This is a genomic window from Pseudomonas sp. BF-R-19, assembly GCF_019956445.1.
GTDB lineage: Bacteria > Pseudomonadota > Gammaproteobacteria > Pseudomonadales > Pseudomonadaceae > Aquipseudomonas > Aquipseudomonas fluorescens_BH.
In genome coordinates, this window is sequence record NZ_JAHBDN010000112.1 from 1 (window position 1) to 11,177 (window position 11,177).

The following is an 11,177-nucleotide window of genomic DNA, read 5'->3' on the forward strand; positions in this document are numbered from 1 at the left end:
TTTGCCAATGTCGATACCGAGAAGTGTCATCGTGTTCATGAGAGATCCTCCGCCCGAAAACGAGAAAAGCCCTGCAAGCGTAAACCTGCAGGGCTTCTCGGTCAGGCTGACCATCTCATTAAACCCGGACAGTGGAAGCTTCCGGGTTTTTTATTGCCAGTCTGAAATGCATATCGCCTGGACAGGCCTCTTCGCGGGCAAGCCCGCTCCCACAGGGTTTTGCATTGATCACAAAATCGAGCCACACCAAAGATCACTGTGGGAGCGGGCTTGCCCGCGAAGAGGCAGGCCCAGACGCCATTCATTTCACTGAAGGAATGAAGCCACCTTCCCCGCCGCAGCCGCCAAATGCTGCTCATGGCTAATCCCCGAAGCCTTCAACGGCTTCAGATCATGATCCCCCGCCACCAGCCAGAACACCTCGATACCCGGCGATAGTGCATAACCCTCGACCGCCTCCCGGTTGCCCAACGCATCGCGCTCACCCTGCACGATCAAGGTCCGTGTCTTCAGCCCGGCCAGATGCTCAACCCGCGGCTTCTCCGGTTTACCCACCGCATAGAACGGATATCCCAGGCACACCAGCGCGTCCGCGCCCAATTCATCCGCCAACAAACTGGCCATGCGACCGCCCATGGACTTGCCGCCAATGGCCAGCGGCCCAGTGACATGGCGTCGCACCTGGGCATACACCTCACGCCAGCATTCCAGCAGTTTCGGCGCCGGGTTCGGCGGGCGCTTGCCGCCATCGAGGCGCCGCTGCGCCATGTAGGGAAACTCGAAGCGCAACACGTTGACGCCTTGCGCGGCGAGGCGTGCAGCCATGTCGCTCATCCAGTCGCTGTCCATCGGTGCGCCGGCGCCATGAGCGAGGGTCAGCGTCGCCGCAGCCTTGCCAGCGGCGGCATTCCACAACCATCCATGATCCCGCACGCACTGCGCCCATTGATCCTCGTCAATACCGGCCTTGTGCCCTTTGTCCATGCTTGCCTCGCTTTTAGTCTGCCTATAACTCCGGCCGAAGGGTGCACTGCCTTGCGCGAGCGCGCTCACTTCGGCTGAACCGTGGATGGGGAACCATGAACACTTCTATCAGTACCGCCTACAACTACAAGGTGGTCCGCCAATTCGCCATTATGACGGTGGTGTGGGGCATCGTCGGCATGGGGCTCGGGGTTTTTCTCGCTGCCCAGTTGGTCTGGCCCGAACTCAACTTCAATTTGCCGTGGACCAGCTTCGGCCGCTTGCGCCCGCTGCACACCAACGCGGTGATCTTCGCCTTTGGTGGCTGCGCGCTGTTCGCCAGTTCGTTTTATTCAGTACAACGTACCTGCCAGACTCAGCTGTTCGCACCGAAAATCGCCGCGTTCTGTTTCTGGGGCTGGCAGCTTGTGATTCTCCTGGCAGCCATCAGCCTGCCGCTGGGCTACACCAGTTCCAAGGAATACGCCGAGCTGGAATGGCCGATCGACATCCTGATCACCATCGTCTGGGTCGCCTACGCCATCGTGTTCTTCGGCACGATCATGCAGCGCAAGACCAAGCACATCTATGTCGGTAACTGGTTCTTCGGTGCGTTCATCGTCACCGTGGCGATCCTACACATCGTCAACAACATGGAATTGCCGGTCAGCTTCACCAAGTCCTACTCGCTGTACTCCGGTGCCACCGACGCGATGGTGCAATGGTGGTACGGGCACAACGCCGTAGGCTTTTTCCTCACCGCCGGTTTCCTCGGGATGATGTACTACTTCGTGCCGAAACAGGCCGAGCGTCCGGTTTACTCCTATCGCCTGTCGATCGTGCACTTCTGGGCGCTGATCACCCTGTACATCTGGGCCGGTCCGCACCACTTGCACTACACCGCGCTGCCGGACTGGGCACAGTCGCTGGGCATGGTGATGTCGCTGATCCTGCTGGCGCCGAGCTGGGGCGGGATGATCAACGGCATGATGACCCTCTCGGGCGCCTGGCATAAGTTGCGCAGCGACCCGGTCCTGCGCTTCCTCGTGGTGTCGCTGGCGTTCTACGGCATGTCGACCTTCGAAGGGCCGATGATGGCGATCAAGACGGTCAACGCCCTCTCCCACTACACCGACTGGACCATCGGCCACGTACACGCCGGTGCGCTCGGCTGGGTGGCGATGATCTCCATCGGCGCGCTGTATCACATGATCCCGAAAGTCTTCGGCCGCGAGCAGATGCACAGCATCGGCCTGATCAATGCGCACTTCTGGCTCGCCACCATCGGCACCGTTCTGTACATCGCCTCGATGTGGGTCAACGGCATCGCCCAGGGCCTGATGTGGCGTGCGGTGAACGAGGACGGCACGCTGACTTACTCCTTCGTCGAAACCCTGGTGGCCAGCCACCCTGGCTTCGTCGTGCGGCTTGTGGGCGGTGCGATCTTCCTCAGCGGCATGTTCCTGATGGCCTACAACACCTGGCGCACCGTGCGGGCCTCGCAGCCTGCCGAAGTCGCCGCTGCCGCGCAGATGGCCTGAGGAGTCCGCCATGAAACACGAAACTATCGAGAAAAACGTCGGCCTGTTGCTGCTGCTGATGATCCTGGCCGTGAGCATCGGTGGCCTGACCCAGATCGTCCCGCTGTTCTTCCAGGACGTGACCAACAAACCGGTGGAAGGCATGAAGCCCTATACCGCGCTGCAACTGGAAGGTCGCGACATCTATATCCGCGAAGGCTGCGTCGGCTGCCACTCGCAGATGATCCGGCCGTTCCGCGCCGAGACCGAACGCTACGGGCACTACTCGGTGGCCGGTGAAAGTGTCTGGGATCACCCGTTCCTGTGGGGTTCGAAACGCACCGGGCCGGACCTGGCGCGGGTCGGCGCACGTTACTCGGATGACTGGCACCGCGCGCACTTGTACAACCCGCGCAACGTCGTGCCCGAGTCGAAGATGCCGGCCTACCCATGGCTGGTGGCCAACCCGGTCGACAGCAGTCATACCGAAACCAAGATCAAGGCCATGCGCACCCTGGGCGTGCCGTACACCGACGAGGACATCACCGGTGCCGTCGCTTCGCTCAAGGGCAAGAGTGAAATGGATGCACTGGTCGCCTACCTGCAAGTGCTCGGCACTGCCATCAAGAGCAAGAGGTGAGCAATGTTTGAATTGAGCACTGGAATGATCCGCGGCCTCGGCACCGTCGTGGTGTTCGTGGCCTTCGTCGGCCTGACGCTGTGGGTATTCAACGGCAAGCGCAGCCCGGAATTCGCCGAAGCGCGCCTGCTGCCATTCGCCGACGAGCCGCAACCCGACATCACTGAAGAACCAGCAACAAGGAGTACCCGGTCATGACCACCTTCTGGAGTACGTGGATCTGCGTACTGACCATCGGCAGCCTGATCGGCCTGACCTGGTTGCTGCTCAGCACCCGCAAGGGCGAAACCAAGGGCAGTGTCGACCAGACCATGGGCCACAGCTTCGACGGCATCGAGGAGTACGACAACCCGCTGCCGCAATGGTGGTTCATGCTGTTCGTTGGCACCCTGGTGTTTGCCGTCGGTTATCTGATCCTTTATCCGGGCCTGGGCAACTGGAAAGGCATCCTCCCTGGCTACGAAAACGGCTGGACCGGCGTGCACGAATGGGAAAAGGAAATGGCCAAGGCAGACACGAAGTTCGGGCCGATCTTCGCCAGGTTCGCGGCGATGCCCGTGGAAGAAGTGGCCAAGGACCCGCAGGCACTGAAAATGGGCGGCCGCCTGTTTGCCTCCAACTGCTCGGTGTGCCACGGCTCGGACGCCAAGGGTGCATTCGGCTTCCCCAACCTGGCCGACAGCGACTGGCGCTGGGGCGGCAATGCAGAAACCATCAAGACCACCATCATGGGTGGCCGGATGGCGATGATGCCGGCCTGGGGTGAAGTCCTGGGGGAAGACGGTGTGAAGAACGTTGCCGCGTATGTGCGCCATGGCCTGGCGAAGCTGCCATTGCCTGCCGACAGCAAAGCCGACCTGCAGGCCGGACAGCAAGCGTTCAGCACTACCTGCGTCGCCTGTCATGGGGCAAACGGCCAGGGCACTGAAGCCATGGGCGCGCCGAACCTGACGCACCCGGCCGGCTTCATCTACGGGACGAGCCTGACGCAGCTTGAACAGACGATTCGGCATGGCCGCCAGGGCCATATGCCGGCGCAGAACGAACTGCTCGGCAATGACAAGGTGCAATTGCTGGCCGCGTATGTGTACAGCCTGTCCCACGGATTGAATACCGAGCGCCTGCAGGCTGAAGACAACCGCAAATAAATCTCGACCGCTCTGCTGCCGCATTCTCCCGGATGCGGCAGTTCCCTGCCCCTTTGCGACCCATTGTCGCACCCCCGCATAGACTTTCTTTCGGATCACCGGATTCGGGTCTAAGCTTCCCCCGATGCGGACTGGCCGGTGCCGGTTCCAGGTCGACCCTGAACGATGTGTTCGACGAATCTGCCCGATGACAGGCCGCAAAGGCTGGTAGATACCGGCTGTCGCACCAATTGCCTTCGGTCAGCCAAACGTTGCGTTTGAACACACTCCGTTACATCCGACCTGACCCCCTCGCCTGATCAGTCCGCCGGGATGTTTTGCCCGCGGGCAAATTTGTCCTTACGCGGCGCATGGAAAGGCCGCAGAATCAGCTTTTGAAAGCATTGACCCAGGTCATGGCGCGTTGCAATGACCCCTTGCTTTCTCCATACTTGCGGCCGATTTTTAATCCTAATAAAACACCCAAACCGTGGAACCTTAGAATGAGCACAGCAATCAGTCCGACTGCTTATAACTATAAGGTAGTCCGCCAGTTCGCCATCATGACGGTGGTCTGGGGGATCCTTGGCATGGGGCTCGGTGTCTTCATTGCCTCGCAACTGGTCTGGCCGGAGTTGAACTTCGGTCTGGCATGGACGAGCTTTGGACGCCTGCGCCCGCTGCACACCAACCTGGTGATTTTCGCCTTCGGTGGTTGTGCACTGTTTGCCACTTCTTATTATGTCGTGCAGCGAACCTGCCAAACGCGACTGATTTCCGACAGCCTCGCCGCCTTCACCTTCTGGGGATGGCAAGCGGTGATCGTCGGCGCGATCATTACCTTGCCGATGGGTTTCACCACCACCAAGGAATACGCGGAACTGGAATGGCCCCTGGCTATTCTGCTGGCCATTGTCTGGGTCACCTACGGCCTGGTGTTCTTCGGCACCATCGTCAAGCGCAAGACCAAGCACATTTATGTGGGTAACTGGTTCTACGGCGCGTTCATCGTCGTGACCGCGATGCTGCACATCGTCAACCACATGTCGCTGCCGGTCAGCCTGTTCAAGTCCTACTCGGCCTACTCGGGTGCGACGGACGCGATGATCCAGTGGTGGTACGGCCACAACGCCGTGGGCTTCTTCCTGACCACCGGCTTCCTGGGCATGATGTACTACTTCGTGCCGAAACAGGCCGAGCGTCCGATCTACTCCTATCGTCTGTCGATCGTGCACTTCTGGGCACTGATCACCCTGTACATCTGGGCAGGTCCCCACCACCTGCACTACACCGCTCTGCCGGACTGGGCTCAGTCCCTGGGCATGGCGATGTCGATCATCCTGCTGGCTCCAAGCTGGGGCGGCATGATCAACGGCATGATGACCCTGTCGGGCGCCTGGCATAAGCTGCGCACCGACCCGATCCTGCGCTTCCTGGTCGTCTCCCTGGCGTTCTACGGCATGTCGACCTTCGAAGGCCCGATGATGGCCATCAAGACCGTCAACTCGCTGTCGCACTACACCGACTGGACCATCGGCCACGTACACGCCGGCGCTTTGGGCTGGGTTGCGATGATCTCGATCGGCGCCATCTACCACATGATCCCGAAACTGTTCGGTCGTGCGCAGATGCACAGCACCGGCCTGATCAACACCCACTTCTGGCTCGCGACCATCGGTACCGTGCTCTACATCGCTTCGATGTGGGTCAACGGCATCACCCAGGGCCTGATGTGGCGTGCAATCAACGATGACGGCACCCTCACCTACTCGTTCGTCGAAGCGCTGCAAGCCAGCCACCCGGGCTTCATCGTCCGCGCCCTGGGCGGTGCATTCTTCGCCACCGGCATGCTGTTCATGGCCTACAACGTATTCCGTACCGTACGCGCCTCGAACCCGGCTGAAGCCAAAGCCGCCGAACAGATTGCCGTAGTTGGAGCTCACTGATGAAGCATGAAGCAGTCGAGAAGAATATTGGCCTGCTGGCCTTCTTCATGGTCATCGCCGTCAGCATCGGCGGCCTGACCCAGATCGTTCCGCTGTTTTTCCAGGATGTCACCAACAAGCCGGTCGAGGGCATGAAGCCCCGCACCGCCCTTGAACTGGAAGGCCGGGACGTTTATATCGCCAACGGTTGTGTCGGCTGCCACTCGCAGATGATCCGTCCGTTCCGTGCTGAAACCGAACGCTACGGCCACTACTCGGTCGCCGGTGAAAGCGTCTGGGACCACCCGTTCCTGTGGGGTTCCAAGCGTACCGGTCCGGACCTGGCCCGCGTCGGCGGTCGTTACTCCGATGACTGGCAGCGTGCGCACTTGTACAACCCGCGCAACGTAGTGCCCGAGTCGAAAATGCCGGCCTACCCGTTCCTCGTGGAAAACAAGCTCGACGGCAAAGACACCGCCAAGAAAATGGAAGTCTTGCGCACGCTCGGCGTCCCTTACACCGACGAAGACATCGCCGGCGCCAAGGATGCTGTGAAGGGCAAAACCGAAATGGACGCGCTGGTGGCCTATCTGCAAGGCCTGGGCACCATCATCAAAAGCAAACGGTGAATTGGATGGATATCGGGATGATTCGTGGCCTGGGCACCGTTGTCGTGATGGTGGCCTTCATCGGACTGGCACTGTGGGTGTTCAGTCCCAAGCGCAAGTCGGAGTTTGAAGACGCGACCTTGCTGCCTTTCGCGGATGATCCCGAAGCCATCAAGCACGTCGAGCAAGCTTCTAGGAGTAACAAAGAATGACTACATTCTGGAGTCTGTACGTCACAGTCCTCAGTCTCGGCACCATCTTCGCCCTGACCTGGCTGCTGCTGTCCACCCGCAAGGGCCAGCGCGCCGAGCAAACCGACGAGACGGTTGGTCACTCCTTCGACGGGATCGAGGAGTACGACAACCCGCTGCCGAAATGGTGGTTCATGCTGTTCGTGGGCACCATCATCTTCGCCCTCGGCTACCTGGTGCTGTACCCGGGCCTGGGCAACTGGAAAGGCCTGCTGCCGGGTTACAACTACCTCGATAACGAGAAGCAGACCGCGTTCGCCAACGGCCAGACCGGCTGGACCGGCGTTCACGAGTGGGAAAAGGAAATGGCCAGGTCGGACGCCAAGTTCGGTCCGATCTTCGCCAAGTTCGCAGCTATGCCAATCGAGGAAGTGGCCAAGGACCCACAAGCCCTGAAGATGGGTGGCCGCCTGTTCGCCTCCAACTGCTCGGTTTGCCATGGTTCCGACGCCAAGGGCGCCTACGGCTTCCCTAACCTGACCGACACCGACTGGCGCTGGGGCGGCGACGCGCAAGCCATCAAGACCACCATCATGGGCGGCCGTCACGCGGTGATGCCTGCGTGGGCTGAAGTGATCGGCGAGCAAGGCGTGGCCGATGTGGCCGCGTTTATCCTGACCAACCTCGATGGCCGCAAGCTGCCGGAAGGCGCCAAGGCCGACCCGGTTGCCGGGCAGAAACTGTTCGCTACCAACTGCGTGGCGTGCCACGGTCCGGAAGGCAAAGGCACCCCAGCGATGGGCGCGCCTGACCTGACTCACCCGGCAGCGTTCATCTACGGTTCGAGCTTCGCTCAGCTGCAGCAGACCATCCGTTACGGCCGTCAGGGCCAGATGCCTGCGCAAGAGGCAATGCAGGGTAACGACAAGGTTCACCTGCTGGCCGCTTACGTCTACAGCCTGTCTCACGGTGAGAAGGCAGCGGACGCCAAGTAAGGCAAACGCTTGAAGCAACAAAAAACGGCCCCGCCAATGTGAATTGGCGGGGCCGTTTTGTTTGTTCGGCAGTGTCCAATGGTTTCGACCGATGGTAATGCCCGGCACCTATTCGAGGTTGTCGATCGCCACACACAGTAGTAACGTTTCTACAAAGCTACTTCAGGAGGGCCAACCATGATGGCCATCACCACAATATCCAGCCGCGAATTCAACCAGGACACAAGTGGTGCCAAAAAAGCCACTCGCCAGGGGCCCGTTTTCATCACTGACCGAGGCAAACCGGCCCATGTACTGCTAAGCATTGAGGACTACCAAAAACTGACTGGCACCAACGCCGACATCGTTGAATTGCTGGTGATGCCGGACGCAGCAGACATCGAATTCGAAACCGAGCGCGCCGTGATCAATCATCGCCCTGTGGATCTGACCTGATGTATCTACTCGACACCAACGTGATTTCTGAACTGCGCAAACCGCATGCCGACGCGAACGTCGTTGCATGGGCCAAAAGTGTAATCGCGCCACGCATGTTCATTTCGGCTATCACCTTGAAGGAGCTGGAGACTGGCGTCCTAAGAATAGAGCGCCGGGATGCCGCCCAAGGGAAGGTACTGCGCACCTGGCTGAAGCATCACGTCATGCCGGCATTCGATAGCCGAATCCTGCCGGTCGATACGGCCGTAGCGATACGCTGTGCAGGACTGCATGTCCCGGACCGCACCAATGAAAGTGACGCGTTGATTGCAGCTACGGCACTGGTTCATGGATTGACCGTCGTAACACGCAATGTCGCAGACTTTCAGTCCAGCGGCGTACAACTGATTAACCCATGGGCCGAATGACCGGCGACATGCGCAAAACCGTCCATAATTCTCAAGTCAATTGATTCAAGTCATTACACCATCAAATGATTTTGCCAAACGTGACCAAAGGTCGCACCCTTGGACTAGAGCGACAGGCGTATCATTGCGCCACTGCAATACCCCTTTTTGACCGCGGTCGGCACGTACTGACCGAGGCACTTTTCCACTGCCGTGGGATGCAATGATGAGCAACCAGATTCCGGTACACGACGTCACTCCACCCGCCAAGAACGCGAACAACAGCGTCGACCTCTACGCCTCCAGGGAAAAAATCTACACCCGCGCCTTCACCGGCCTGTTTCGCAACCTGCGGATGACCGGCGGAGCCCTGTTGTTCCTGCTGTATTTCGGCACGGTGTGGCTGAACTGGGGTGGTCATCAGGCCGTGTGGTGGAACGTGCCGGAGCGCAAGTTCTTCATTTTCGGCGCCACCTTCTGGCCCCAGGATTTCATTCTGCTGTCCGGCATGTTGATCATCGCCGCCTTCGGCCTGTTCTTCATCACGGTGTACGCCGGACGGGTCTGGTGCGGCTATACCTGCCCGCAAAGCGTCTGGACCTGGATCTTCATGTGGTGCGAAAAAGTCACCGAAGGTGACCGCAACCAACGCATCAAGCTCGACAAGGCGCCCATGAGCGCCAACAAGTTCCTGCGCAAGGCCAGCAAACACAGCCTGTGGCTGCTGATCGGCTTCGTTACCGGCATGACCTTCGTCGGCTACTTCTCGCCGATCCGCGAACTGGTGTCCGACTTCTTCACCGGCCAGGCGGATGGCTGGTCGTACTTCTGGGTCGGTTTCTTCACCCTCGCCACTTACGGCAACGCCGGCTGGTTGCGCGAACAGGTGTGCATCTACATGTGCCCGTACGCACGCTTCCAGAGCGTGATGTTCGACAAGGACACCCTGATCGTTTCCTACGACCCGCGCCGTGGCGAAGGTCGTGGCCCGCGCAAAAAAGGTATCGACTACAAGGCCCAGGGCCTGGGCGACTGCATCGACTGCACCATGTGCGTCCAGGTCTGCCCGACCGGCATCGACATCCGCGACGGCCTGCAAATCGAATGCATCGGTTGCGCCGCCTGCATCGATGCCTGCGACGCCATCATGGACAAGATGGAATACCCGCGCGGACTGATCAGCTACACCACCGAGCACAACCTGTCCGGGCAGAAAACCCATAAACTGCGCCCGCGCCTGATTGGCTATGCCATCGTGCTGCTGGCGATGATCAGCCTGCTGGTGACGGCATTCTTCATGCGTGCGCTGGTGGGCTTCGATGTCAGCAAGGACCGCGTGCTGTATCGCGAAAACGCCGAAGGCCGGATCGAAAACGTCTACAGCCTGAAAATCATGAACAAGGACCAGCGCGACCATACCTACCTGCTCGAAGCCTCCGGCCTGCCGGATCTCAAAATGCAGGGCCGACGCGAGATCAAGGTCGCGGCCGGCGAGATCGTCAGCCAGCCTGCCGAGCTGTCCGTCGCACCGGAAAAACTGCCGTCGAGCACCAACGAGGTGAAATTCATCCTCAAGGACGCCGATGACGACAGCGTCCACATTGAAGCCAAGAGCCGGTTCATCGGCCCACAGAATCGTTGAGAGAACTGAACATGCCCGCAGCAACTGCCGCAAGTCCCTGGTACAAGCACCTCTGGCCGTGGATCATCATCGGGATCCTGGCCTGCTCGGTGACCCTGACCTTGTCCATGGTGACCATCGCGGTGAACAACCCGGACAACCTGGTCAACGACAACTACTACGAGGCCGGCAAAGGCATCAACCGCTCCCTCGACCGTGAGCTGCTGGCCCAGACCCTGAAAATGCGCGCCAGCGTTCATCTCGACGGCATGACCGGCGAGGTTGACCTGCGCCTGAGCGGCGACAGCCAGCCCAAGACCCTGGAGTTGAACCTGATCTCGCCGACCCAGCCGGAAAAGGATCGCAAGATCACCCTGACCCGTAGCGAAACCGAACAGGGCCGCTACATCGGCCAGTTGAGCGACAAGATCGAAGGCCGGCGTTTTGTCGAGTTGCTTGGCACACAGGACGAGCACATCTGGCGCATGTTCGAAGAGGAACTGGTCGGCCATGACAAGGATCTGCTGCTGGGTGACGAACCGCTGCAAGGTGCCGAAGACCTGAAGAAATAAAGCCGCGCTTCGCGCATCGCGAGCAAGCTCGCTCCCACAGTTGATCACCGCCATGCTCAGAACCTGAGTACACCCTTGATCCCTGTGGGAGCGGGCTTGCCCGCGATGAGGCCCTATCCGACGATAGAGATTCAGCAGTACCAGTGAATACTCCATGACCACCACCCCACGCCCCTGCTACCACCTGTCTC

The 11,177-nt window shown here is 59.9% G+C and carries 13 protein-coding genes; 12 read left to right on the plus strand and 1 reads right to left on the minus strand.

The window, feature by feature from the left end; translation table 11 throughout:
* Positions 1 to 306: 306 nt before the first annotated feature.
* Positions 307 to 984: an alpha/beta family hydrolase gene (locus KGB28_RS29250; protein ID WP_223448982.1), complete on the minus strand. Its 678-nt coding sequence runs from the start codon at positions 982 to 984 to the stop codon at positions 307 to 309.
* Positions 985 to 1,079: 95 nt separating this feature from the next.
* On the opposite strand from KGB28_RS29250, the gene ccoN (KGB28_RS29255) reads away from it, so the two are divergent.
* From ccoN (KGB28_RS29255) to KGB28_RS29310, 12 genes are all read left to right on the plus strand, one after another.
* Positions 1,080 to 2,504: a cytochrome-c oxidase, cbb3-type subunit I gene (gene ccoN / locus KGB28_RS29255; protein WP_102668942.1), complete on the plus strand. Its 1,425-nt coding sequence runs from the start codon at positions 1,080 to 1,082 to the stop codon at positions 2,502 to 2,504.
* Positions 2,505 to 2,514: 10 nt separating this feature from the next.
* Entirely contained in the window at positions 2,515 to 3,123 is a 609-nt protein-coding gene (gene ccoO / locus KGB28_RS29260) for a cytochrome-c oxidase, cbb3-type subunit II (RefSeq protein WP_057715669.1), read from the plus strand.
* Between the two features lie 3 nt (positions 3,124 to 3,126).
* Complete coding sequence (locus KGB28_RS29265; protein ID WP_223448983.1) at positions 3,127 to 3,321, plus strand: cbb3-type cytochrome oxidase subunit 3; 195 nt, start codon at positions 3,127 to 3,129, stop codon at positions 3,319 to 3,321.
* Positions 3,318 to 4,271 carry a cytochrome-c oxidase, cbb3-type subunit III gene (gene ccoP / locus KGB28_RS29270; RefSeq protein WP_223448984.1) on the plus strand — a complete coding sequence of 318 codons (954 nt, stop codon included), beginning with the start codon at positions 3,318 to 3,320 and terminating at the stop codon, positions 4,269 to 4,271. The genes KGB28_RS29265 and ccoP (KGB28_RS29270) overlap by 4 nt, the downstream gene beginning before the upstream one ends.
* A gap of 482 nt (positions 4,272 to 4,753) precedes the next feature.
* Complete coding sequence (ccoN, locus tag KGB28_RS29275; RefSeq protein ID WP_008050393.1) at positions 4,754 to 6,196, plus strand: cytochrome-c oxidase, cbb3-type subunit I; 1,443 nt, start codon at positions 4,754 to 4,756, stop codon at positions 6,194 to 6,196.
* The gene (gene ccoO, locus KGB28_RS29280) at positions 6,196 to 6,804 is read left to right on the plus strand and encodes a cytochrome-c oxidase, cbb3-type subunit II (RefSeq protein ID WP_009042961.1); all 609 of its coding nucleotides are present in this window, start codon (positions 6,196 to 6,198) and stop codon (positions 6,802 to 6,804) included. The genes ccoN (KGB28_RS29275) and ccoO (KGB28_RS29280) overlap by 1 nt, the downstream gene beginning before the upstream one ends.
* A 5-nt stretch (positions 6,805 to 6,809) precedes the next feature.
* Positions 6,810 to 6,995, plus strand: a complete 186-nt coding sequence (locus KGB28_RS29285) for a CcoQ/FixQ family Cbb3-type cytochrome c oxidase assembly chaperone (protein WP_003175465.1) — start codon at positions 6,810 to 6,812, stop codon at positions 6,993 to 6,995.
* Positions 6,992 to 7,969: a cytochrome-c oxidase, cbb3-type subunit III gene (ccoP, locus tag KGB28_RS29290; RefSeq protein WP_223448985.1), complete on the plus strand. Its 978-nt coding sequence runs from the start codon at positions 6,992 to 6,994 to the stop codon at positions 7,967 to 7,969. Before KGB28_RS29285 ends, ccoP (KGB28_RS29290) begins: the two co-directional genes overlap by 4 nt.
* 180 nt (positions 7,970 to 8,149) lie before the next feature.
* Positions 8,150 to 8,404 (plus strand): type II toxin-antitoxin system Phd/YefM family antitoxin, encoded by a 255-nt coding sequence (locus KGB28_RS29295; protein WP_095943287.1) that lies wholly within the window; start codon positions 8,150 to 8,152, stop codon positions 8,402 to 8,404.
* Positions 8,404 to 8,814 (plus strand): type II toxin-antitoxin system VapC family toxin, encoded by a 411-nt coding sequence (locus KGB28_RS29300; protein WP_223448986.1) that lies wholly within the window; start codon positions 8,404 to 8,406, stop codon positions 8,812 to 8,814. The genes KGB28_RS29295 and KGB28_RS29300 overlap by 1 nt, the downstream gene beginning before the upstream one ends.
* 205 nt (positions 8,815 to 9,019) lie before the next feature.
* Positions 9,020 to 10,435: a cytochrome c oxidase accessory protein CcoG gene (gene ccoG, locus KGB28_RS29305; protein ID WP_223448987.1), complete on the plus strand. Its 1,416-nt coding sequence runs from the start codon at positions 9,020 to 9,022 to the stop codon at positions 10,433 to 10,435.
* Between the two features lie 11 nt (positions 10,436 to 10,446).
* Positions 10,447 to 10,986 (plus strand): FixH family protein, encoded by a 540-nt coding sequence (locus KGB28_RS29310; protein WP_223448988.1) that lies wholly within the window; start codon positions 10,447 to 10,449, stop codon positions 10,984 to 10,986.
* Positions 10,987 to 11,177 lie beyond the last annotated feature (191 nt).

Excerpts from the sequence above, each read along its gene's own strand:
- ccoP (WP_223448984.1), top strand. The coding sequence starts at position 3,318 with ATGACCACCTTCTGGAGTACGTGGATCTGCGTACTGACCATCGGCAGC.
- ccoP (WP_223448985.1), top strand. The coding sequence starts at position 6,992 with ATGACTACATTCTGGAGTCTGTACGTCACAGTCCTCAGTCTCGGCACC.
- KGB28_RS29285 (WP_003175465.1), top strand. The coding sequence starts at position 6,810 with ATGGATATCGGGATGATTCGTGGCCTGGGCACCGTTGTCGTGATGGTG.
- ccoG (WP_223448987.1), top strand. The coding sequence starts at position 9,020 with ATGAGCAACCAGATTCCGGTACACGACGTCACTCCACCCGCCAAGAAC.
- KGB28_RS29250 (WP_223448982.1), bottom strand. The coding sequence starts at position 984 with ATGGACAAAGGGCACAAGGCCGGTATTGACGAGGATCAATGGGCGCAG.
- KGB28_RS29295 (WP_095943287.1), top strand. The coding sequence starts at position 8,150 with ATGGCCATCACCACAATATCCAGCCGCGAATTCAACCAGGACACAAGT.
- ccoO (WP_009042961.1), top strand. The coding sequence starts at position 6,196 with ATGAAGCATGAAGCAGTCGAGAAGAATATTGGCCTGCTGGCCTTCTTC.
- KGB28_RS29310 (WP_223448988.1), top strand. The coding sequence starts at position 10,447 with ATGCCCGCAGCAACTGCCGCAAGTCCCTGGTACAAGCACCTCTGGCCG.
- ccoO (WP_057715669.1), top strand. The coding sequence starts at position 2,515 with ATGAAACACGAAACTATCGAGAAAAACGTCGGCCTGTTGCTGCTGCTG.
- ccoN (WP_102668942.1), top strand. The coding sequence starts at position 1,080 with ATGAACACTTCTATCAGTACCGCCTACAACTACAAGGTGGTCCGCCAA.
- KGB28_RS29300 (WP_223448986.1), top strand. The coding sequence starts at position 8,404 with ATGTATCTACTCGACACCAACGTGATTTCTGAACTGCGCAAACCGCAT.
- ccoN (WP_008050393.1), top strand. The coding sequence starts at position 4,754 with ATGAGCACAGCAATCAGTCCGACTGCTTATAACTATAAGGTAGTCCGC.
- KGB28_RS29265 (WP_223448983.1), top strand. The coding sequence starts at position 3,127 with ATGTTTGAATTGAGCACTGGAATGATCCGCGGCCTCGGCACCGTCGTG.